Source organism: Pectobacterium sp. S5 (assembly GCF_051707265.1).
Classification (GTDB): Bacteria; Pseudomonadota; Gammaproteobacteria; order Enterobacterales; family Enterobacteriaceae; genus Pectobacterium; species Pectobacterium polare.
The window spans coordinates 439,852-463,133 of record NZ_JAULSZ010000002.1; the positions used below are offsets into that span (position 1 = coordinate 439,852).

General features: G+C 54.4%; 22 protein-coding genes. 8 read left to right on the forward strand and 14 right to left on the reverse strand.

From position 1 onward, the window contains the following. Nucleotides 1-129: 129 nt before the first annotated feature. The 5 genes from QWJ20_RS11535 to QWJ20_RS11555 all read left to right on the forward strand — a co-directional run bounded on the left by QWJ20_RS11535 (nt 130) and on the right by QWJ20_RS11555 (nt 5,067). On the forward strand, nt 130-1,176 hold the full coding sequence (locus QWJ20_RS11535) for a 3-deoxy-7-phosphoheptulonate synthase (RefSeq protein ID WP_433992583.1): 1,047 nt from the start codon (nt 130-132) through the stop codon (nt 1,174-1,176). A gap of 235 nt (nt 1,177-1,411) precedes the next feature. Then, the gene (locus QWJ20_RS11540; protein ID WP_111778494.1) at nt 1,412-2,461 is read left to right on the forward strand and encodes a hemin-degrading factor; all 1,050 of its coding nucleotides are present in this window, start codon (nt 1,412-1,414) and stop codon (nt 2,459-2,461) included. Beyond that, nucleotides 2,458-3,276 (forward strand): heme/hemin ABC transporter substrate-binding protein, encoded by an 819-nt coding sequence (locus QWJ20_RS11545; protein ID WP_433992584.1) that lies wholly within the window; start codon nt 2,458-2,460, stop codon nt 3,274-3,276. The genes QWJ20_RS11540 and QWJ20_RS11545 overlap by 4 nt, the downstream gene beginning before the upstream one ends. After that, nucleotides 3,273-4,277, forward strand: coding sequence for a FecCD family ABC transporter permease (locus tag QWJ20_RS11550; RefSeq protein WP_095699838.1), 1,005 nt, complete (start codon nt 3,273-3,275; stop codon nt 4,275-4,277). Before QWJ20_RS11545 ends, QWJ20_RS11550 begins: the two co-directional genes overlap by 4 nt. Next, a complete protein-coding gene (locus QWJ20_RS11555; protein WP_433992585.1) occupies nt 4,270-5,067 on the forward strand; it encodes a heme ABC transporter ATP-binding protein in 798 nt (265 codons plus the stop codon). The genes QWJ20_RS11550 and QWJ20_RS11555 overlap by 8 nt, the downstream gene beginning before the upstream one ends. Before the next feature lie 21 nt (nt 5,068-5,088). Here the strand turns inward: QWJ20_RS11555 and QWJ20_RS11560 are convergent, their stop codons facing one another. Then, complete coding sequence (locus QWJ20_RS11560; RefSeq protein ID WP_262251987.1) at nt 5,089-6,540, reverse strand: protein adenylyltransferase SelO; 1,452 nt, start codon at nt 6,538-6,540, stop codon at nt 5,089-5,091. 258 nt (nt 6,541-6,798) lie between these two features. Between QWJ20_RS11560 and QWJ20_RS11565 the strand changes: the two genes are divergently transcribed. Beyond that, nucleotides 6,799-7,209, forward strand: coding sequence for a hypothetical protein (locus QWJ20_RS11565; RefSeq protein ID WP_233967125.1), 411 nt, complete (start codon nt 6,799-6,801; stop codon nt 7,207-7,209). Between the two features lie 115 nt (nt 7,210-7,324). On the opposite strand, the gene QWJ20_RS11570 is transcribed toward QWJ20_RS11565, so the two are convergent. The 8 genes from QWJ20_RS11570 to QWJ20_RS11605 all read right to left on the reverse strand — a co-directional run bounded on the left by QWJ20_RS11570 (nt 7,325) and on the right by QWJ20_RS11605 (nt 13,234). After that, on the reverse strand, nt 7,325-7,741 hold the full coding sequence (locus QWJ20_RS11570) for a lysozyme inhibitor LprI family protein (protein ID WP_181374413.1): 417 nt from the start codon (nt 7,739-7,741) through the stop codon (nt 7,325-7,327). Between the two features lie 60 nt (nt 7,742-7,801). Beyond that, entirely contained in the window at nt 7,802-8,818 is a 1,017-nt protein-coding gene (locus QWJ20_RS11575; RefSeq protein WP_433992586.1) for a lipoate--protein ligase A, read from the reverse strand. Nucleotides 8,819-8,860: 42 nt separating this feature from the next. Further along, the gene (locus QWJ20_RS11580; RefSeq protein WP_095699842.1) at nt 8,861-9,355 is read right to left on the reverse strand and encodes a C40 family peptidase; all 495 of its coding nucleotides are present in this window, start codon (nt 9,353-9,355) and stop codon (nt 8,861-8,863) included. Nucleotides 9,356-9,499: 144 nt separating this feature from the next. Further along, a complete protein-coding gene (btuD, locus tag QWJ20_RS11585) occupies nt 9,500-10,276 on the reverse strand; it encodes a vitamin B12 ABC transporter ATP-binding protein BtuD (RefSeq protein ID WP_433992587.1) in 777 nt (258 codons plus the stop codon). Further along, nucleotides 10,277-10,828: a glutathione peroxidase gene (locus QWJ20_RS11590; RefSeq protein WP_433992588.1), complete on the reverse strand. Its 552-nt coding sequence runs from the start codon at nt 10,826-10,828 to the stop codon at nt 10,277-10,279. 65 nt (nt 10,829-10,893) lie between these two features. Beyond that, nucleotides 10,894-11,931, reverse strand: coding sequence for a vitamin B12 ABC transporter permease BtuC (gene btuC, locus QWJ20_RS11595; RefSeq protein ID WP_433992589.1), 1,038 nt, complete (start codon nt 11,929-11,931; stop codon nt 10,894-10,896). 136 nt (nt 11,932-12,067) lie between these two features. Beyond that, nucleotides 12,068-12,832: a class I SAM-dependent methyltransferase gene (locus QWJ20_RS11600; protein WP_095699846.1), complete on the reverse strand. Its 765-nt coding sequence runs from the start codon at nt 12,830-12,832 to the stop codon at nt 12,068-12,070. 60 nt (nt 12,833-12,892) lie between these two features. Then, entirely contained in the window at nt 12,893-13,234 is a 342-nt protein-coding gene (locus QWJ20_RS11605; protein ID WP_095699847.1) for a cupin domain-containing protein, read from the reverse strand. Between the two features lie 116 nt (nt 13,235-13,350). Here QWJ20_RS11605 and QWJ20_RS11610 point away from each other — a divergent pair, with 116 nt between their 5' ends. After that, a complete protein-coding gene (locus tag QWJ20_RS11610) occupies nt 13,351-14,067 on the forward strand; it encodes a Crp/Fnr family transcriptional regulator (RefSeq protein ID WP_174877915.1) in 717 nt (238 codons plus the stop codon). Between the two features lie 452 nt (nt 14,068-14,519). On the opposite strand, the gene cobB is transcribed toward QWJ20_RS11610, so the two are convergent. From cobB to lolC, 5 genes are all read right to left on the reverse strand, one after another. Continuing rightward, nucleotides 14,520-15,350 (reverse strand): Sir2 family NAD+-dependent deacetylase, encoded by an 831-nt coding sequence (gene cobB, locus QWJ20_RS11615; RefSeq protein WP_119888676.1) that lies wholly within the window; start codon nt 15,348-15,350, stop codon nt 14,520-14,522. 11 nt (nt 15,351-15,361) lie between these two features. Beyond that, nucleotides 15,362-16,276: an N-acetylglucosamine kinase gene (gene nagK / locus QWJ20_RS11620; protein ID WP_095699851.1), complete on the reverse strand. Its 915-nt coding sequence runs from the start codon at nt 16,274-16,276 to the stop codon at nt 15,362-15,364. A gap of 84 nt (nt 16,277-16,360) precedes the next feature. Then, complete coding sequence (lolE, locus tag QWJ20_RS11625; protein ID WP_095994835.1) at nt 16,361-17,608, reverse strand: lipoprotein-releasing ABC transporter permease subunit LolE; 1,248 nt, start codon at nt 17,606-17,608, stop codon at nt 16,361-16,363. Further along, complete coding sequence (gene lolD, locus QWJ20_RS11630; RefSeq protein ID WP_039480363.1) at nt 17,605-18,312, reverse strand: lipoprotein-releasing ABC transporter ATP-binding protein LolD; 708 nt, start codon at nt 18,310-18,312, stop codon at nt 17,605-17,607. Before lolD ends, lolE begins: the two co-directional genes overlap by 4 nt. Further along, a complete protein-coding gene (gene lolC / locus QWJ20_RS11635; protein ID WP_433992590.1) occupies nt 18,305-19,507 on the reverse strand; it encodes a lipoprotein-releasing ABC transporter permease subunit LolC in 1,203 nt (400 codons plus the stop codon). The genes lolD and lolC overlap by 8 nt, the downstream gene beginning before the upstream one ends. 142 nt (nt 19,508-19,649) lie before the next feature. Here lolC and mfd point away from each other — a divergent pair, with 142 nt between their 5' ends. Further along, entirely contained in the window at nt 19,650-23,102 is a 3,453-nt protein-coding gene (mfd, locus tag QWJ20_RS11640; protein WP_433992591.1) for a transcription-repair coupling factor, read from the forward strand. Nucleotides 23,103-23,282: the final 180 nt, after the last annotated feature.

The window sequence follows — 23,282 nt, forward strand, 5'->3', positions numbered from 1 at the left end:
GGCATTTCGCCGCTGCGAAGCAACCTTTTAGTCGGAAACATAGCCTGAAAACGCTGTCTGAAAACACCGTCATGTTCATTCATTGCGGTGGCGGCAGGTTTTCGGCTTGACCGCATTCAGAGATAAAACATGCTGCAAACAGATGAACTGCGGAGCGCGCGCATCGAGAGTCTGGTTACGCCTCAAACGTTACTCGCCAGACTCCCGATTACCCCTGCCGTTGCCGAAAATGTCACCTCGTCACGCAAAAACATTGAAGCCATTCTAACCGGTCAAGATCCCCGCCTGCTCGTCGTGATTGGCCCCTGTTCGATCCATGACACCGACAGCGCGTTAGATTATGCACGCCGTCTGGCCGCGCTGCGCACGCAGTATCAGGATCGACTAGAAATCGTCATGCGCACCTATTTTGAAAAACCGCGCACGGTGGTGGGCTGGAAGGGACTTATTTCCGATCCGGCACTCAATGGAACGTTTCAGGTGAATGAAGGGCTGGAAATTGCGCGCCGCCTGCTGCTGGACGTCAATCAGCTTGGATTGCCGACCGCGACGGAATTCCTCGATATGGTCACCGGCCAGTATATCGCCGACCTCATTAGCTGGGGTGCGATTGGCGCGAGAACCACCGAAAGCCAGATCCACCGCGAAATGGCTTCTGCGCTGTCCTGCCCTGTCGGCTTCAAGAACGGGACGGACGGTAATACACGTATCGCCGTTGATGCCATTCGTGCCGCTCGCGCCCAGCATATGTTTCTCTCGCCGGATAAGCAGGGCTTCATGTCGGTCTACAAAACGCAGGGCAATCCGTTCGGCCACATTATTATGCGTGGCGGGAAAAAGCCGAATTACCACGCGGAAGATATCGCCGCGGCCTGCGCTCACCTGCGTGAATTCTCGTTGCCCGAGCATCTGGTGATCGATTTCAGTCATGCCAACTGTCAGAAACAGCATCGCCGTCAGCTCGACGTAGCCGATGATATCTGCCAGCAAATTCGTGCCGGTTCACGCGCTATCGTGGGCATCATGGCGGAGAGTTTCTTAATTGAAGGCAATCAGCCAGCGATCAATCCTCTGGCATTGACGTATGGGCAATCCATTACCGATCCTTGCCTGAGCTGGCAGGACACCGAAACGCTGCTGGCACGTCTGGCGGACGCCGTCGACAGCCGTTTTTAATCCGATATACGCTGGCACACTCACCTTCCCCCGGTAGTGTGCCAGCTGTTTTCCTGCTTTCCCGCTGCTTATCCCGCTATCTCGTCGTATGTAACTGCAGTACGTAAATACCTCTTACGATTCCTCTTATTCCACTTATTAAGAAAACTTCACTTGAGGTTGCGTTTTTGTTACATGAAAATGATTCTCATTCATTGCTATAATTAATACGACAACGATTAAGGGAACGAACGAGATGCAGACGTCCATTTACCAACAATACCTCCAGGCGAAAGTTGAACATCCGCGTAAATACGCACGCGATTTGGCTGCGCAACTCGGCATCAGCGAAGCGGAACTGACCCACGCCCGTGTCGGACACGATGCGCAGCGCCTACAGGGTGATGCCAAAGTTTGGTTAAGCGCGCTGGAGCAGGTTGGTAATACCAAGTCGATCACACGTAACGAATACGCCGTGCATGAGCATACTGGTTACTATCAGAACCAGACGCTTGATGGGCATGCCGGCCTTATCCTCAACCCACGCGAGCTGGATCTGCGTTTGTTCCTTTCTCAATGGGCTTCCGCTTTTGCGATGCGTGAAAACACCGCACGCGGTGAGCGTCAGAGCATTCAATTTTTCGATCATCAGGGTGATGCCATCCTGAAGGTCTACACAACTGACACCACGGACATGGCCGCCTGGCAGTTATTTGTTGAGAAGTTTACCAGCAGCGAAAATCCAGCCTTGGCGCTTCGTCCAGCAAACAGCGCAGCAGCCGAGCAGGTTGTTGCCCATAATCCTCAGCTTGAAGCGGAATGGCGTGCGATGACGGACGTGCATGATTTCTTCATTCTGCTCAAGCGCCATAACCTGACGCGCCAGCAGGCGTTTAACTCGGTTGCTGACGATTTGGCCTACCGTGTAGATAACGATGCGCTGTCGCAGATTCTGTTTGCCGCGCGTGAAGATCAGAACGAGATCATGGTATTTGTCGGTAACCGTGGCTGTGTGCAAATCTTCACCGGTACGCTTGAGCGTGTAGAGCGTATGGAACAACATGCAGAGTGGATTAACATCTTTAATAAAGATTTCACCCTGCATCTGATCGAAGGCGCGATCGCAGAAAGCTGGATCACGCGTAAACCGACGGCCGACGGCATTGTGACCAGCCTCGAACTCTATGCCGCAGACGGCTCTCAAATTGCACAACTCTTTGGGCAACGTACTGAAGGCACGCCGGAACAACAGCAGTGGCGCGACCAGGTTGATGCTCTGAAACCATACAAGGATCTCGCCGCATGAAAAACTGGCTATTCCCCCTGCTATTGACACTCCCGCTGGGGGTGTCTGCTGCCGAGCGTATCGTTTCTATCGGCGGCGACGTCACGGAAATTATCTATGCGCTGGGCGCGGAGAAAGATCTGGTGGCACGCGACAGCACCAGCCTGCACCCGGAAGCCGTGAAGAAACTGCCTGACGTGGGCTACATGCGCCAACTCAATACCGAAGGCATTCTGGCGATGAAACCATCTCTGGTGGTCGCCAGCGATTTGTCCCAACCTTCGCTCATCTTGCAGCAGGTGGCGGACAGCGGTACCAAAGTGATTCACGTTCCTGCTCAGCCTTCGCTGGATGTGGTGCCGCAGAAAATCGGCGTCATTGCACAAGCGCTGGGTAAAGACACTGAAGGTAAAAAGCTGACAGAAACCTATCAGCAGCAGTTAGCAGCCGTCAAAACGTCACCGCTGCCGGTGAACGTGCTGTTCGTTCTCAGCCACGGCGGCATGACCGCAATGGCAGCAGGCAAAAACACCCCGGCGGACACCATTATCCGCCACGCCGGGTTGAAGAATGCCATGCAGAACGTTGAACGTTACCAGCCGTTGTCGCAGGAAGGCGTGATTGCCAGCTCACCGGACCTGATTCTGATCTCCAGCCAGGGGCTGAAAACGCTGGGCGGTGAAGCACAAGTCTGGAAATTACCCGGTCTGGAACTGACGCCTGCTGGCAAGAACAAGCGTCTGTTAGTGGTCGATGATATGGCGATGCTGGGTTTTACGCTCGACACCCCGACGCTTATGGCGACGCTGCGTCAGACAGCTGAAGCGATAAAATGACGTCACGGTTTCACCCACGCACGTGGTTGATCGCGCTGTTGTTATTGATGGTGGCACTGATGGTGGGTGCCGCCAACATGGGCGCACTGACCCTATCGCTCAAGATGTTATGGCAAACGCCGCTTGACGATCCGATCTGGCATATCTGGTTGAACATCCGCGTTCCTCGTGTGCTGCTGGCGATCCTCGTCGGCGGTGCGCTGGCCTGTTCCGGCGCGATTATGCAGGGATTATTTCGCAATCCGCTCGCCGATCCCGGTCTGCTTGGGATCAGCAGCGGTGCCGCACTCTGCGTCGCGATAACTATCGTGCTGCCACTCGGCCTTCCCCCTCTGCTAGCGCTTTATGGCCCGATGTTCGCCGCTTTCGCGGGGAGTCTGGCTATTACCGCGATCATTTTCATCCTCAGCCGTTCCGAACAAGGTGGGTTAACCCGGCTGCTGCTGGCAGGCATCGCGCTCAATGCGCTGTGTATCGCGCTAATCGGCGTCCTGACCTACATCAGCACCGACCAACAGCTGCGCCAGTTTTCGCTCTGGGGCATGGGCAGTCTCGGGCAGGCACAGTGGCCAATGCTGCTGGTTGCCAGCACGCTGACCATCCCTGCGATGATCGCGACGCTGTACTATGCACGTCGTCTGAACCTGTTGCAGTTAGGGGATGAAGAAGCGCATTACCTTGGCGTCAACGTGAAGCGCACCAAGCACATTCTGTTGTTGCTCAGTTCGCTGCTGGTAGGTGTCGCGGTGGCGGTGAGCGGCGTGATCGGGTTCGTCGGGCTTATTATCCCGCACCTGATACGCTTGCATCTAGGAGCTGACCATCGCTGGCTCATTCCCGGTTCTATCCTCGGCGGTGCCTGTCTGCTGTTGTTTGCCGACACGCTGGCACGCACGCTGCTTGCTCCGGCGGAAATGCCCGTGGGGCTGTTAAGTAGCCTGATTGGCGGGCCGTATTTCTTATGGCTGATCGTTCAGCATAAAGGACGGGGCAATGACTGACTCAGCGCTCGACCGGACGTTAGTCGCACGCCATCTACGCTTTCAGGCCAACGGCCGTTATCTGACGGATGACGTTTCTCTGGAATTGCACAGCGGGGAAATCGTCGCGATTATCGGCCCTAACGGCGCGGGGAAATCGACCCTGCTCCGTTTACTGACCGGTTATTTAACGCCAGATGAAGGCGAGTGCCTGTTGGCCGGACAGCCTTTCTCACACTGGCAGCCCGGCGCGCTGGCAAAAACACGTGCGGTGATGCGTCAACATAGCGGTATGGCGTTTGCGTTTAGCGTACGGGATGTCGTTGCGATGGGGCGTTCCCCTCATGGTCGCTACCCGAAAAATGATGATGTGATTCAGCAGGTCATGGCGCAAACGGGCTGTCTGGAACTGGCTACGCGCGACTATCGCCAGCTTTCCGGCGGGGAACAGCAGCGCGTGCAACTGGCTCGCGTGCTGGCGCAGCTGTGGCATCCAGAACCGACGCCGGGTTGGTTGTTCCTCGATGAACCGACCTCGGCGCTGGATCTGTACCATCAGCAGCACCTCTTGCGGCTGCTCAAGCAGCTTACGCGCGGACAGCCGTTATCTGTGTGCTGCGTCCTGCACGACCTGAATCTGGCGGCGCTGTATGCCGACCGTATTCTGCTGTTGCACGAAGGAAAGCTGGTCGCACAAGGCACACCCGCACAGGTATTACAGGCAGACACGCTGACTCACTGGTATCGCGCCGATCTCAGCGTCGGTTCACACCCTGACTACACCATTCCGCAGGTTTATCTGCGGCAATAGCCAAGTCCCCCCTGCTCCGGCTCAGCTGGAGCAGGAAATTTCCAGATGCTTGCCCCACTCTGGCGGTAACGCCGCTAAATCGTTCTTCTCCGGCTGTTCATCAAACGGTTGGCACAGCGTCTGATGCAAACGCGTCAGCACGCTAATGTCGTCGCTTTCCGCCCGTTCAATCGCCATTTGCGCCAGATAATTACGCAGAATATATTTCGGATTCGTTGCATTCATCAACTGGCGACGTTCTTCGTCGCTCTGATCTTCCTGCATCAGCCTCTGGCGGTAGGTCGCAAACCAGCTATCGAACGCGGTCCTGTCGATGAACTCATCACGGAGCGGCGAGTGCGATGCCTGCTTTTCGCTGTCTGCCAGCAGGCGGAACGTACGGGTGTAATCGCTGCCTTCCTGCTGCATCAGACGCAACAACCCAACCAGCACGTCATTATCTTCCGTACTCGCGGTAAAGAGACCCAGTTTGGCGCGCATCAGCGTGCCATAGTGCTGCATCAGCGCCGGTTCATAGCGGGCAAGCGCGCGCTCCAGCGTTTCCGTGTCCATCAGCCCCGACAGCGCCTGCGCCAGACGATGCAGATTCCACAGCCCCACGGCGGGCTGATTGTCAAACGCGTAGCGCCCGCGATGGTCGGAGTGATTGCAAATGAAATCGGGCTGATAGGCATCTAAAAAGCCATAAGGGCCATAGTCGATGGTTAGCCCCAGAATCGACATGTTGTCCGTATTCATTACGCCATGCGCAAACCCGACGGCCTGCCAGTGTGTAATCAGCCGGGCGGTACGTTCTACCACATCGCCGAACCACAGTTCATAGCGACGCTCGTCGTTTTCCCACTGTGGCCAGTGACGGGCAATCACATACTCCGCCAATTGACGTACTTTTTCCGGTTCACGGCGATAGTAGAAGTGCTCAAAATGACCAAAACGCACATGGCTTTCCGCCACGCGCAACAGCATCGCGCCCTTTTCTTCCTGCTCACGCTGGACCGGATGTGTACTGGTGACAATCGTCAGCGCCCGCGTGGTGGGAATGCCCAAATGGTGCATCGCTTCCGAAGCCAGAAATTCGCGTATCGCCGAGCGCAGTACCGCGCGACCGTCTCCCATGCGCGAATACGGCGTCAGCCCCGCACCTTTGAGATGCCAGTCCATACTGCGGCCATCCGCCAGCTGTTGTTCTCCCAGCAGGATGCCGCGTCCGTCACCCAGTTGACCAGCCCACATGCCAAACTGATGGCCGCTATAAACCTGCGCCAGCGGTTCCATTCCCGGCAGCAAACGCTCGCCACTCCAGACGGCATCCTGTTCTGGCGTAAACCAGTCGGAAGACAGCCCAAGCTCCGCGGCCAATCCCTCGCTGTGATAAAGCAGGCGAGCGCCATGTAGCGGCGTAGGCTGTAGCGCGGTATAAAACCCCGGCAACTGGTGAAAATAGTGATTATTGAATAACGGTGTTTGTTGCATCCTGTCTCCCTAATACCACTCTGTTCAAGTGAAGAGAGCCACGCGCTCACCACACAACGACTGATGGGTAAACAGAAAGTGTAGAGGGATGGCAATCGAATTAACACGGAGGAAACGCAGGGGTATTATTCACGCCCTGATTCAGGAAGCATCTTCACTCCCGAGTTAGGTACTAAATTATTGATTTCTCATTTAATCACCTTATTAGTTAGCTTTTTTATATATAATGCTGTCGATTTTAAACAACTTAAGGAATCAATGATGAAAGGATTTTTATTTATATGTTCGATGTTGCTCTCTATGTCATCTTATGCCCAATGCTGGATCGTAAATGGTGACTTTAAAGGTTACACCGCCTCGCATGGATCAAAATATCAATTTATAGAAAATAGCAGAGCCAGCAAAGGAAACGTTTACATTGATATAACTGGGGATAAGGTCAAGATTAAACAGGATAATTCATCCGCTTTTGATATGACTATAGCGTATGAAGTTATTGCTAAAAATGCATTTGTGGGAAACAGCACTGCATTAGGAATGACGACTTTGGAGCAATGGCTAATTACTAAGGATAATAAATTGCTACTCACAGAAACCCTTGAATATCATGACACCCCGGAAATGAATACCGTAACGGTTTGGGTTGCTGATGTCACAGGTAAATGTTAATTAGGAAATTAATATTCTGTAAATAATTCTGTGTCATTACCTCTCTATTAAACGTGACCGCTCTGGCGGTCACCGAACTCGATAATAAAACGAATCATTCTGATCGTTTTAACCTTCACCCTTCCAGATCGGTACTGGTGCGTAGCTTATATAGCTCAATGGCTTTATCGCGTGTCACACGTAACTTAGCATCTGACATGACAATCCCCCAAATTGTACCGTCTTGCTGCATATAGAAGCTCCGCATGGCTTCAAGGTATGAATCGCGGTACTTGATCCAGGCAACCTGTGACTTCTTCAAATTGGCTTTGAATTCTTCTGATTGGTCAGCTAAGAGTAACTTGTATTGCTTGTTTAACTCGGTATCCCATGCCTTCAGGCCGATGTTGAAGCAGTCATTTGTCGCTAACGTGTTTTCAGCCTTGTTAGTACAAGCCGTCAGTTGGTCATCTAAGCCCTTGATGAAACCATCATTGGCGTAGGTTGCCGTCGTGATTGTTAATAGCAGCGCGGTCAGTAGTGTCTTCTTCAACGCATATCCCCTGATTCTAATAGTTGTGCTATTTATTCCTAAAAATACCGTTCTGCCGTATTAGCGCAAACTCTGCTCCAGCCAATCGGCCAGTTCCTGCAATTCGTTTTGCTGTTCGGGGAAAGCGGTAATCAGTGTCTGACAAGCGGCCGCCATGTTTTCCGGGCGGTATGCCGTTCCCTGCAATGCGGAGGCGAGTGCTTCTAACGGTGCCGGATTCAGGCTATCGGTATAAATCTGCGCACGAACAATCACGCCGCGTTCCACATCGAAATGTAATTCAACGCCGCCCCAGGTAAAGCGATTATCGAGTAAATGCGAGAAGTCCGGTGCCTGACCGAAGTTCCACTCCCAGCTACTTTGACGCGCAAACTGTTCGCTGAATCCCGGTAAATCCGGGTAGGCAGAAGGCGAAATTATTTCCGGTTCGCACTGTTCGCCGAAATAGTCAAAGAAGGCCTGCGTCACCGCCTGACTAATAACCTGATGATCGACAGAAGGCAGCAATTCCATCAGATTGGCGACGCGGGAACGCACGGACGTAATTCCTTTTGCCTGTAGCTTCTTAACATCCGGGTTCAAATAATCGGCTAAGCGGCTGAGATCGGCGTTCAGCAGCAGCGTGCCGTGATGAAAACCGCGATCTTTAGTTTCACGGTAGGCAGAACCGGACACCTTGCGCACGCCGTCCGCGGTTTCCACCACCAGATCGTTACGCCCCGAGGCGCTAGCCTTTAACCCCAGCGAACTGAGTGCATCCAGAACAATCTGCGTTGAGACGCTTTTGTCGTATTCCGGCTTGCCCGCCATGAAGGTAAAGCAGGTATTGCCGAGATCGTGGAAGACCGCCCCACCACCGCTGCTGCGTCGTGCCAGCTTGATGCCATCCTCTTCCATCCGCCGCGTATTGCACTCTTTCCACGGGTTCTGGGCACGGCCAATGACTACAGTTTCCGCATTGCGCCATAAAAACAGTACCCGCTGCGTGGTAGGCATCTGGCGAAAGATGCACTCCTCAACGGCCAGATTAAACCAGGGATCGTAAGAGCCAGAGATCAATAAACGCAGAGAGGACATGAGCAGCTCCGTGCTGTAAGCATAATAAAAAGGGGGGGGGGATTAGATGCGGCGGGCCTGCCAGTACGCCCGTTTCCAGTACACGTTATCCAGCGATGAGCGGATTACGCCCTGACTGGTGGAGGCATGAATAAACTGGTCGTCTTTGTCATAAATGCCGACGTGCAGGCCACTGCTGCCGCTGCCCGTTTTGAAAAAGACTAAATCGCCCGGCAACAGGTTATCGCGGTCAACGCGCTCGCCCAGTTCGGTTTGTGCTTCCGTAGTACGCGGCAACTGCATGCCAAACCTATCGCGAAACGTCAGGTAGACGAAGCCGGAACAATCAACGCCGTTACGATCCAGCCCACCATAGCGATAAGGCGTTCTATACCATTGCCCCAGTTGGTCGTTTAGCTGCACCATGACCATAATCGAATCGCTCAGACGCGCGTTCGGCGGCGGATTATTATGCCGACTACTGCTACAGCCGACCAAAATCAGGCTGGCGAGGAGCAAACCATATCGTAGGGGCAAAGCTGATCGTAAACGTATCATGCGCGATTACCATAAAACCGCCGAGGCCATCGTCCTCTAGCGTTTGAAAATGCTAGGTATTGGATTAATTTAGCGTTTAATCGGGGTAACTGGCAAGTAAAGGCGATTTTTCCTATTTTCTAACGACGCCATTTTCTGGCGGCACTAGGCGCTGCGCGTGATGATCCAGTTTCTGCCATCGACCACGTGCCGCTGAAACGCGACACCAAATACAGGAGACAGTATCTCCGGCAGCATGACTTCCGCCGTCTCGCCCTGCGCCACCAACGCCCCAGCCGACAGCAGCCACACGCGATCCGCATGATGGGCGCTGTGGTTCAGATCGTGTGCGCAAACCACGACCACGATGCCCAAACCACAGAGCTCACTCAGTAACGAATCCAGTGCTACCTGCTGAGCCACATCCAGGCTATTGGTCGGTTCGTCCAGCAGCAACAAACGCGCGTGCGGATTGATCGTCGGCCAAATCTGCAACAGCGCCGCCACTAGCCGAACGCGCTGCCATTCGCCTCCCGACAGTTGCGTGAGCGGGCGCGCCAGCTTGTCGGTTAACATCAGACGTTCCGCCAGAAAATGCACCACCTTTTCAACCGCATCTTCCTGAGCCAGCGGCGGCTGATGCCGTTGCCAATACTGAAATACCGGCATCAGCGCCAGCGGTGGTTGCTGCTGTGCCAGATAGGCGCGCCGCACGGCCAGATCCGCTGCCGTATACTGCGACAGCGGCGTGCCGGCCAGACAGACTTCTCCTTCCCCCGCCAGCAAGCCAGCCGCTCTTGCCAGCAGAGTACTCTTGCCTGCGCCGTTCGGGCCGATGATGTGCAACAGTTCACCACGATAGCACTCCGCACTCGTCGGCGACAAACGCGGCAAGACGCTGGCCTGCAACAGCTGTAATATGGGGGAAGTCTGCTGCGTCACTTATTTTGCCAGCGCCTCTTCGATCGCTTTCACGATGGTGTCATGGTCAGGTGCCATATCCGGCGCAAAACGATCAATCACGCGCCCTTCGCGATCCACCAGGAATTTTTCGAAATTCCACAGAATGTCTTCCGGGTTCTTAGGCTTACGGCCTTTATTGACCAAACGGGCAAAAAAGTCACTTTTCCAGGTCCCGTTAGCTTCCGGCTGCTCGCGAATCAACACTTGGTACAGCGGGTGACGATTCTCGCCATTGACTTCAATCTTGCTGAACATCGGGAACTGAACGCCAAACGTCCCACGGCAGAATTCCTGAATCTCTTCTTCCGAGCCCGGTTCCTGTCCTGCAAATTCATTGGAGGGGAATCCCAGCACGACCAGACCTTTGTCGCGATAGGTTTCGTAGAGCTTTTCCAACGCGTCGTATTGTTTAGTCAGGCCGCATTGAGAGGCGACGTTAACGACTAAAGCCACCTGCCCTTTAAACGTTTCAAACGTTGTTGCTTTCCCATCAATGGTGGTCAGCGGAATAGCATAGATTTCAGTGCTCATCGTTTTGCTCCCTTCAGTGATAAAACAGAGTTGATAAACAAAAGTGGATAGAACAAGACATATCGCTACAGTCGATTGCGCAATAGTAGCCAGATAAACCATGGCGATCCCAGCGTAGCGGTAACCACGCCTATCGGCAACTCGGCTGAACTCAGCGCAATGCGCGCGACCGTATCCGCCAGCAGCAGAACGCCGCCGCCGGCCAGCGCACATCCAGTCAGTAAATAGCGTTGATCGGTCAGCCCGCACAGCCGCAACATGTGTGGGATCACCAAGCCAATAAACGCGATGATGCCGGCCAGCGCCACGCTCAGCCCGACCTGTACGCCCATAACCAGCACGAGAATCGTACGCCAGCGATAGACCGGAATGCCTAGTTGACGCGCCTGAATCTCGCCCAGCGTCAACCCGTTCAGTACCGCGCCCTGCCGGCTTAGCCACAGCAACAGCGGCAAGAGCGTCAACATCAACCAGCCGTGCCGCCAGTCAATGCCGCTAAAGCCGCCCATCATCCAGTACATCAGTTGGCGTAAATCGAGGCTGGTACTGAAATAGACGGCCCAGGTCATCACCGCGCTACAGATAATCCCGAGCGCAATGCCGATGAGCAATAAACGGGTATTGGAAATATGACGACGGGCAAAATGGAGTAACAGAAAGGTAATCAGCAGCGCGCCAGCAATGGCGCTCAGGCTTAACATCCAGACAGGCAGCAATCCCTGTCCCAGCAGTACCGTCAACACTAAGGCCACGCCTGCACCATTGGCGACGCCCAGCAGCCCGGGTTCCGCCAGCGGATTATCAAAAACGGCCTGCATCACGGTGCCTGACATCGCCAGACTCGCCCCCACCAGCATCACAGCCAGCGTTCTGGGCAAACGCAACTGCCAGACAAAGAGCTGCTGAGCGTCATCCAGCCAGGCCGTCGGCCAAATCCAACGTTCCCCCGCGCACAGGCTGACGATCAACGTAAGTGCGAGAAACGCCAACAGCAGTGCCAGACTCCGACGATCGCGTCTGCACTGCTGTTGCTTTAGCTGGCTGTAATGAGGTAACTGCGTCGCGTGCTTTAGCGGGATATCACCCGGCGATAATGGCTGCATTGTTCACCGTAACAAGGAATCCAGCGCAATAAAAAAGCGCAGTTAAGATAACGTATTGTCACGTATGTTAAACGATTTCGCCTGCCTTACACGCTTTTTCCTTGTTACCGCGACGCAATCAAAATGAATGCGGCCACTACTTGGTACTGCATACCGCAATATAGTTAAGCTGGTTTCGATTGCGGCGGAAGGTATGAAACATGTTGAAGAACATGTCGCGATTCTCTTTCTTCAGCGCGTTTTTTACGATGCGCGCCGCACCCGCTACGCCTTCATCATAAATCAGCCCTTGTGGCGTCAGCAGCGTCATGGCACCGTTATCGTAGCTGACTTTGCTAAAACCACACTCCTGAAACAGCGTCACCCAGCGCTCACGCAGCATTGGCTGAGCATGCACATTGATCGCTTTGTGCATCTGTTCCACCGCCTGCAAGGCCCCGGTATCCTTCTCGGAAAGCAGCATGATGTCGTGCGTAATCAAGCGACCACCCGGTTTCAGCACGCGATAATATTCGGCAATAATGCGGCTCTTGGCTTTGTCGGCATACATCGTCAACATGGCTTCATTAATCACCACGTCGAAGTGATTATCGGGAAACGGCAGCTCCAGCGCATTTGCCTGCATAATCGTGACCTGTGATGCCAAGCCGTTCGCCGCGACATTCTCCTGCGCTTTCTGTAGCGCCACTTTATCCATATCCGCGCCGATGACCTGACAGCCAAAACGGCGTGCAATCTCCATCGCCGTGGTGCCCATATTACAGGCGACTTCAAGCACAACGCTGTCCTGCTGGAACCCAGCCTGACTGAGCAGCCATTCAGTTGCCTTTCTGCCGCCGGGGCGCAGACGTTTTTTCCCCAATCGGGCTAAAAATTTATGTCCTGCTTCATGATCGCTCATACTGTCACTCCTTAATTCGGTGTTATCGCGGTAGCCGTTTAGCGTCTACTGTGGTGGCGCTTAGTTGGTTTTTAGCGTCTTCAACATCGTCAGCAACATACGTGACGACTGCTGCGCATCGACAGCATGCGGAACATTGGCTGGCATACGCACCAGCGTGCCGGGCTGCGCGACAACGGGCTCACCACCAATCGTCAGCAATAATTCACCTTCAAGTACCATAACCAGTGCATCATAAGGGGCACTATGTTCGCTCAGCCCCTGCCCCTGATCGAAGGCAAACAGCGTGACATTACCGCCGTCGGTACGGGCCAACACGCGACTGGCAATACCGTGTTCGGTTGGGGTAATCAATTCATGGAGAACCAGCGCCTGTGCCGCTGGAAGGGTATTTTCTTTCATGGAAACTCTCCGCTATTCTCGATTCAGCGCGCCGTGATTTTGCTTGCTGAATTCATGCAAGTGATTATTATTTTCATTTACTAGCTTGATGGTAATACCAGCCTCTGGGAGGGCAAATGACATTTGTCAAAAAAGCGCTATCGCCCGATGAATACGGCGAGGTGCTGTTTCAGCATGACTGGATGCGCGGTGAACCCAACGATGTGGTGTGTGAGCTATTGGCAAAAAGCGAGCGTCTGTTTTTCCGTCAGGATGATGTTCTGTTTCGCGAAGGCGACAAAATGCAGCACTGTTTGCTGGTTGAAGCAGGAAAATTACAGGCTTTTCGCCATACCTATGGCGGCGATGAGAAGATTTTCGGGCAGTTTGAGCGCGGTGAATTTGTTGCCATCGCTGCGGTGTTTATGGATCACGGCCGCTTCCCGATGAATATCCGCGCGCAGAGCGAGGGTCACACGCTGATGATCCCACGGCAGGATATCCATCAGTTTTGTTTGCAGCGCCCGGAGCTGGCGCTGCGTTTGCTTAATTATCTGGGCAAAAAGCTCTACTCGACGATCAACCAAATCGACTGGCTAACGTCCAGCTCAGCACCGCAGCGTCTGGCAGATTACCTGCTGCGCCAGCACCACATTCAGCAAACTCAGCAACTGACATTACCGGTGAGTCGGGGCCAGCTCGCGACGTCATTAGGGATGCGAAGTGAAACATTGAGTCGATTGATGTCCGACTGGAAGCGGCAAGGCCACATTACCTACCGGGGTCATCAGGTGGAATTGTGCGATTTGAATTATCTGAAAGCGCTGGCGGCAGAGGCCCGACGGACATTCTGATCGATCTAAGCCTTTGTTGATTCAAGCACAACGGGGGATAGAACAATTTTGGATATACTTTTTGACAATTGTCATTCCCGCATCATCACATTATCAACTAGGCTTAGCTTACATTGATGAGAATAGCTCTCATTAACATAATTATCTCATTCATATCGTGGTGAGATACTGTGAGGGTAACGCTATGCTAGGCTTTTTCCGACGAACCTTATCGCTTCATGGAACACGGTCACATCATGGAACATCGTCACGCCATGACAGCCAACAGCCGCCAGTGGACTCGCCGACAGAAACCGCTGCACATGCTCGCTGTAGCGAGAGTGAATATTGTTTCTTTAACCACGCTGCGATGTTGCCGTTCGATCAGCTTGATGAATGTTGCTGCGGCAACGATCGGCAAGAGAAAACGCCATCCTCATACGATTCATGACGCTTTCTCTTTTTGCGGGCGCTTAAAATTTAATGCTTTGACCGCGCGTCAACCAGGCAGCGACAAACTCGGGCACCACGGCGCTGGCGGGTCCGTACATTTTTTCATCAAACTGGCTTTCTACCTGACTCGGCTCCAGATTCAGTTCCAGCGTGTAGGCACCGTGCGAATGAGCCTCATGGACAAAACCGGCAGCAGGATAGACATGCCCAGACGTGCCAATCGCAATGAAGTAATCGGCCTGCGACAGCGCATGGTAAATCTTATCCATGTGCAGCGGCATTTCACCAAACCACACCACATGCGGGCGTAACGGTGCGGGAAATTGGCAGCAGTGGCAACGTTCGCCGGCGGCGAGATCGTCCGTCCATTCAAAGATCTGTCCACTTTGGCTACAACGTACTTTCAGTAGCTCACCGTGCATATGAATGATGCGCTTGCTGCCAGCACGTTCATGCAGGTTGTCGATGTTTTGCGTAATCAGCAGGAAGTTGTCTTCCAGCATCGCTTCCAGATTCGCTAATGCCAGATGCGCAGCATTGGGTACAATTTCCGGCTGCTGTAGCTGACGACGACGGGCGTTATAAAATTCCTGCACCAGCTCGGGGTTACGCTGAAAGCCTTCGGGCGTCGCAACATCCTCAACGCGGTGCTCTTCCCACAGGCCATCGGCCGCACGAAAGGTACGGATGCCCGACTCTGCTGAAATACCTGCGCCCGTCAGTATCACCACGCGCGGTTTTTTCACTTCGCTTGCTGCCAGATAATCACGATGGAAAATACGCGCACGAAGACGCTGTTGCCGCATACGCTTTCCCTTATGAAACCGCCCTAATCGTTGACGCGTATACATACTTTCTCCAGCTAGTTATCCATTAAGTGTAGCAACGCCGCACCACGTACGCCGCCCGCATCGCCATGACGCGCTTTCTCTATACGTGGCAGTTTCGCAATCGGTAAAAGTCGTGAAGGAAGGCGCGTCGGCAGAATTTGATAAATTTCATCAAAATTCGACAGTCCACCGCCCAACACCAGCAGGTGCGGATCGAACAGGGTCAGCAGATTACCCAGACAGGCCGCCAACAAATCCATAAAGCGATCGACAAACGCTTGCGCTTTTTCTTCTCCACCACGATAGTGCCGGATGATGGTCACAGCAGGCAGCGCTTCACCATACAGATGCTCGTACAGCCATTCAAAACCGCGCCCGGAAATATAATTCTCGATACAGCCTGATTGACCACAGCCGCACTTCACGCGGGGAATATCCACACCGATGATATCCAGCGCGTCGGACGGCAGGCGAAGATGACCGAACTCACCCGCGATGCCGTTGCGCCCGTCAACTGGACGCCCGTTAATCACCAGACCACCGCCTAACCCCGTGCCTAAAATCATGCCCAGCACGATAGGATAGGAACGAAATTCCGCATCCCAAGCTTCCGATAGCACAAAGCAATTAGCGTCGTTACTGATGCGGATATCTCGCTGCAAACGCTGCGACAAATCCGTACGCAGCGGTTTTCTCATCGTCGCAGGCAGGTTAGCGGTGAATAGTGCACCGTCGTTGCCTGTCTCCATGCCCGGTACGCCGAGACCGACCTTCCCCTGCATACCAACCTGAGCATCGGCTTCATGCACCAGATTGACCAGCGTCGAGAGTAGATCATCATAATTATTGCGCGGCGTCGGCACCCGCTTTTGCCACACCTTATTCAACTCTGCGTCGAACACGCCCAGCTCAATTTTCGTGCCGCCCATGTCAAAACCGTAGTACATGACTGCTCCTTAGGGTGTGATCGCTTTCCCACACGATAGGGAATATCCCCGTCATATCTCAAGCCGCATGTGCGTTGGCTTGGCTTACTGTCCGCTCAACACGCGAGCAGGATCAATCCGGCTGGCGCGCCGCGCCGGATACCAGCTGGCAATCAAACTCAGCACCAGCGATGTACCTAATACGATAAAGACGTCCATCAGATGCAATTCCGATGGCAGGAAATCGATAAAATAGATGTCGCCGGACAGCAGTTTATGGCCGATGAGTGCCTCAATACCGCGAATAATCGGCGTCAGTTGCAAGGTCACAATCACACCAATCACCGCGCCTATCACGCTACCCAGCAGCCCAGCCAATAGCCCGTACCAAATAAAGATAGCCCGAATCAGCCCGTCAGGGGCGCCCAGCGTACGCAAGACCGCAATGTCGCTACTTTTGTCTTTCACCGCCATCACCAGCGTTGAAACAATATTAAAACAGGCCACGCCAATCACCAGGATCATCGCCAGATACATGATGGTTCTCACCATCTGAATGTCCCGATACATATAACCATAGGTGCCAATCCAGCTGCGAATAGAAACATAGGCATTCGTGACTTCGCCCGCATCGCGCACCAGCTTATTGGCAGAGAACACGTCATTGGCTTTGATGGCGATCCCCGTTACGCTCTGCCCCATGTCCAGATATTGCTGGGCATCCGCCAACGGAATCAGCGCTAAGCCGTGATCGAGCTGGCCGCTCAGTTGTAAAATACCGCTGACGTGCAACCGGATGCGTTTCGGTTGCATCAGCTTCATTTCTGGGTCACTGTTCGGGATCATCACCGTGACCCAGTCGCCTTCCACCACATTCAGCGCCTTTGCCACGCCCTGACCAATAATGACCTGCTGTTCACCCGCGCGGAACCGCTGCCAGGCATCATTCAGCACATAGTTGGGCAGCGCGCTAAGACGTTTCTCCTGCTGTGGATCGACACCTTTTACCTGAACCGCCTGAAGTTTGGCACCGTTCTCCAGCAGCCCGGTGAAATTGATATAAGGTGCCGCGGCCGCAACGCCGGGCACCTGTTCTATTTTCGGAAGAATGTCCTGCCAGCCGTCGAAAGGCTGATTGACCGGTGCGATCTCACCATGCGGAACCACGGCGAGGATGCGGTTATTCAGTTCGCGCTCAAAGCCATTCATCGCGCTCAGGCCAAGAATCAACACCGCTACGCCGAGGGCAATCCCGAGCGTCGAAATGACCGAAATCAGCGAAACCATGCCGCCACGCCGACGGCCGCGGCTAAAGCGCAGGCCAATCAGCAACGAGAGCGGAGGAAATCTCATTGCCGCGCTCCCATCAGGGTCAGTTCCTGCTGCAACTGACCGTCGCGCATTTCCAGTTGGCGGTTCAGTCGGCTAGCCAGTTGCAGGTCATGCGTCACCACCAGAAAGGCAGTGCCCTGCCGGACGTTCAGCTCACCCAGCAGTTCAAAAATAGTGTCTGTCGTACGCTGATCGAGGTTACCGGTTGGCTCATCCGCCAGCACCAGCGACGGGCTATTCACCAACGCTCTGGCAATGGCGACACGCTGCCGTTCACCGCCGGACAGTTCTGATGAACGGTGGTGACTGCGTGCTTCCAGCCCGACAGCCGCCAGCATTTCGCGGGCTTTATCCTGCGCCTGCGACGTCGGTACTTTGCCAATCAGCAACGGCATTGCTACGTTTTCCAACGCGGTAAAATCCGGCAGCAGATGGTGGAACTGATAAATAAAGCCCAGCTCGCGGTTGCGTAAATCCGATTTTGCCGCCGCTGAGAGCGTATTCAGCGGCTGGCCTTTAAAGATAACCTCACCTGACGTCGGCGTATCTAACCCGCCCAGCACATGCAGCAACGTACTTTTCCCCGAGCCGGAGCTCCCGACGATTGCCATCATCTCGCCGCTGCTCATTTCGAATGAGACATCACGTAACACGTCGGTAGACAGCTTGCCGTCCTGATAGCGCTTCGACAGGTTAGTACACTGCAATAACGGTAAATCACTCATAACGTAAAGCCTCAGCGGGTTGAACGGCGGCAGCGCGCCATGACGGGTAAAGTGTCGATAAGAGGGCAATGACCATCGCAGAAATGGCGATGGTCACGACCTGCATGGGATCAATATCTACAGGCAACGCGGCACCATCCAGCAATACGCCCAATATCGGCATCAGCGTATTCAGTTGGCTGGCCAATAACGTCCCCAGCAATGCCCCTAACAACGCGCCAATCACGCCAGCGCTCCCCCCTTGCACCATAAACACCGCCATAATCTGACGTTGAGTCAGCCCCTGCGTTTGCAGAATGGCGACTTCTCCCTGTTTTTCCATCACCAGTAAACCCAGCGAGGTAATAATATTGAATGCGGCCACGGCGACGATCAGGCTGAGCAACAGCCCCATCATATTTTTCTCCATGCGTACGGCTTGGAACAGCTCACCTTTACGCTCACGCCAGTCTTTCCAGACCGTACCTTCCGGCAGCGTTTGCGTGCTCAGCGTATCGACCGACAGCGGCTTTTCCAGCCACAAACGCCAGCCGGTAATCTGGTTCGCGGGGTAGCGCATCAGCCGTGAAGCATCCTGCTGGTTCACTAAGAGTTGGTAGCTATCCACTTCGCTGTTCGCGGCAAAGGTGCCGGCAACGGTGAAAATACGCTGGCTGGGGATACGGCCCATCGGCGTCAGTTGGCTGGCGCTGGTTACCATCATGCGAATTTGATCTCCAGCTTTAACACCCAGCTGTGCGGCCAGTTTATCGCCCAAAATGGCCTGATACTGACCGGATTGCAGTTGCTGCTGTTTGACGTTAACCAGATAGCGTGACAGCGGTTCCTGTTCGTCAGGATCAATGCCTAACATCACGCCCACCGCAACGCTGCGGGCGCTTTGCAGCACCACATCGCCCGTTGTCAGCGGTGCAACGCGCGTTACGCCTTCCAGCGAGTCTAAGGAGGAAGCAGGAATCAACGCCGGGTTCAGCGAACCTTGCGGCGTAGAGATAACTGCCTGAGGCATCATGCCCAGAATATTGCCTTCCAGTTCGCGCTCGAAGCCATTCATCACGGAAAGCACGGTGACCAGCGCCATCACGCCCAGCGTGATGCCAATGGCGGATAACCAAGAGACAAACCGGCCGAAGCGGTCTGATGCACGCCCACGCATGTAACGCAGGCCAATAAATAAAGCGACAGGTTGATACATGAAATCCGTCTGGATAAGGTTGCCAAAGCAAAGTGATCAAGGATAATAAAGGGTAGTACTGCTTTATGGAACCCTAACACCCTCACTCTACGGCTTTTTCTTATTCCTGGCCGGATGCAGGGAGGCGAGACCCGATAATCAGATGATGCCTGAAAATTACCGTTATTCGCTGCCGCCCAAAGCGGGTGAGCAGCGCCTGCTGGGCCAGTTAACCGGCGCTGCCTGCGCCGTTGAATGTGCAGAAATCATTGAACGCCACGCCGGGCTAGTGGTGCTTATCGCGCCGGATATGCAAAACGCTCTGCGATTGCGTGATGAAATTCAGCAATTTACCGACCAGCACGTCACCACCCTGCCTGACTGGGAAACGCTGCCCTACGATAGTTTCTCTCCGCATCAGGAAATTATTTCGACCCGCCTTTCCACGCTCTATCAATTGCCCAATATGACGCGCGGCGTCCTGATTCTGCCAGTCAACACGCTGATGCAGCGCGTTTGTCCGCACAGTTTCCTGCACGGCCATGCGCTGGTGTTGAAAAAAGGCCAGCGCCTCTCGCGTGATAAACTGCGTTCGCAGTTAGAGCAGGCGGGCTACCGCAGCGTCGATCAGGTCATGGAACACGGTGAATATGCCACGCGCGGCGCGCTGCTGGACCTATTCCCCATGGGGAGCGAAGAGCCCTACCGTATCGATTTCTTTGACGACGAGATCGACAGCCTACGTCTGTTTGATGTGGATACGCAGCGCACGCTGAATGAAGTACCGCACATTAATCTGCTGCCCGCCCATGAGTTCCCGACCGATAAAACCGCCATCGAACTTTTCCGCAGCCAGTGGCGCGAGCAGTTTGAGGTGCGACGCGATGCCGAGCACATTTATCAGCAGGTCAGCAAAGGCGTCTGGCCCGCTGGGATCGAATACTGGCAGCCGTTATTCTTCAGTGAACCGCTGCCGTCGTTGTTCAGCTATTTCCCGAACAACACGCTGATCGTCAACACAGGCAATATCGAACAGAACGCCGAACGTTTCTGGCAGGATATTCAGCAGCGTTTTGAAAGCCGTCGTGTTGATCCTATGCGACCGCTGTTACCGTCAGATTCACTCTGGCTGCGTGTAGACGGTCTGTTCACGGAGCTGAAAGCGTGGCCGCGCGTGCAGTTGAGAACCGATACGCTGCCGGAAAAAGCCGCCAACGTGAATCTGGCCTATCTGCCGCTGCCAGAATTGGCGATTCAGCATCAGCAGAAATCCCCGCTGGATGCGCTGCGCCGTTTTATCGAACAGTTCGAAGGCCAGATTATTTTCTCCGTCGAGAGCGAAGGCCGACGCGAAACGCTGCAAGAGCTGCTGGCGCGTATCAAACTGAATCCGACACTCATCAACACGCTGGAGCAGGCTCAGGAGCGCGGCATTTACCTGATCATCGGTGCCAGCGAACACGGTTTTATCGACACGCTGCGTCAGCGTGCGTTGATCTGCGAAAGCGATCTGCTGGGTGAGCGCGTCAGTCGCCGCCGTCAGGATAGCCGCCGCACGATCAATACCGATACGCTGATCCGCAATCTGGCGGAACTGCGGCCGGGGCAGCCCGTCGTCCACCTCGAACACGGCGTTGGCCGTTATGCCGGGCTGACCACGCTAGAAGCAGGCGGCATCAAAGCCGAATACCTGATTTTGACCTATGCGGGTGAAGACAAGCTGTACGTTCCTGTTTCCTCGCTGCATTTGATCAGCCGCTATGCAGGCGGTGCCGATGAGAATGCGCCGCTGCATAAACTGGGTGGCGATGCCTGGTCACGCGCTCGGCAAAAAGCGGCAGAAAGAGTGCGTGATGTCGCCGCCGAGCTGCTGGATATTTATGCCCAGCGTGCGGCGAAAAGCGGCTTTGCGTTTAAGCATGATAAAACGCAGTATCAGCTTTTCTGCGAAAGTTTCCCTTTCGAGACCACGCCCGATCAAGCTCAGGCCATCAACGCGGTGCTGAGCGACATGTGCCAGCCGCTGGCGATGGATCGTCTGGTGTGTGGCGATGTCGGCTTTGGTAAAACCGAAGTGGCGATGCGCGCCGCATTTTTGGCGGTTGAAAACCATAAACAGGTTGCCGTTCTGGTGCCAACAACGCTGTTGGCGCAGCAGCACTTTGACAACTTCCGCGATCGCTTTGCCAACTGGCCGGTGAAGATTGAAATGATCTCCCGCTTCCGCAGCGCGCGTGAACAAACTCAGGTGCTGAAGGAAACGCAGGAAGGCAAAGTCGATATTCTGATTGGCACCCATAAACTGTTACAGAGCGACGTACACTGGCGTGATTTAGGGCTGCTAATTGTGGACGAAGAGCATCGCTTCGGCGTGCGCCATAAAGAGCGCATCAAAGCGATGCGGGCGGATGTCGATATCCTGACGCTGACCGCTACGCCGATTCCGCGTACGCTCAACATGGCCATGAGTGGAATGCGCGATCTGTCGATCATCGCCACGCCGCCCGCCCGTCGTTTAGCGGTGAAAACCTTCGTCCGCGAATATGACAATCTGGTGGTTCGTGAAGCGATTCTGCGTGAAACTCTGCGCGGTGGGCAGGTGTATTACCTCTATAACGACGTCGAAAATATCGAGAAAGCCACCCAGCGACTGGCAGAGTTGGTGCCGGAAGCACGCATCGCGATCGGCCACGGTCAGATGCGCGAACGTGAGCTGGAACGGGTCATGAACGACTTCCACCACCAGCGTTTTAACGTTCTGGTATGTACTACGATCATCGAAACGGGGATCGATATTCCGAGCGCTAACACTATTATCATCGAGCGTGCCGATCACTTCGGTTTGGCACAGCTGCACCAGCTGCGCGGTCGCGTCGGGCGTTCCCACCATCAGGCTTACGCCTACCTGCTGACACCGAATCCTAAAGCGATGAGCACCGATGCGCAGAAGCGTCTGGAAGCGATTGCCTCATTGGAAGACCTCGGCGCTGGTTTTGCGTTGGCAACGCACGATCTGGAAATCCGTGGCGCAGGCGAACTGCTCGGGGACGATCAGAGCGGACAAATGACCAGCGTCGGTTTCTCGCTTTATATGGAATTGCTGGAAAGCGCCGTCGAGGCTCTGAAAGCGGGCCGGGAGCCGTCGCTGGAAGATCTGATCAACAGCCAGACCGACGTCGAACTGCGCTTGCCTGCCCTGCTGCCCGATGATTTCATCCCCGACGTCAATACGCGCCTGTCGTTATACAAACGTATCGCCAGCGCGAAAACCACTGCCGAGCTGGATGAGTTGAAGGTCGAACTGATCGATCGCTTCGGTCTCCTTCCCGATGCAAGCCGCTATCTGTTGCAGATTGCCGCCTTGCGTCAGCAGGCACAGGCGCTGGGTATTCGCCGTATAGAAGGCAATGAGAAAGGTGGATTTATCGAATTCAGCGAGCAAAACCGCGTCGATCCGTCCCATCTTATCGGCCTGTTACAGCGCGATCCGGGCACCTACCGCCTTGATGGCCCAACCCGCCTGAAATTCATGAAGGATTTGAGCGACCGTCCGCAGCGCATCGAGTTTATCGGTTCACTGCTGGGGAACATGGCGCAGCATACGCTGGCGGCGTAACTCGCTTTCAACATAAACGGGAACCTGCGGGTTCCCGCAAAAATCCCTCCCCCGTTGCATCCACCGCCGTAACGCAGTAAAGTCGCCACCCTTTTTATGGTCCGCCATCCTTGGCGGTCTCCTTTCCGGGCCGTCGCGGGTGCGACGTTAAAAATGTCTCCCGGAAACTTTCTATGGCAT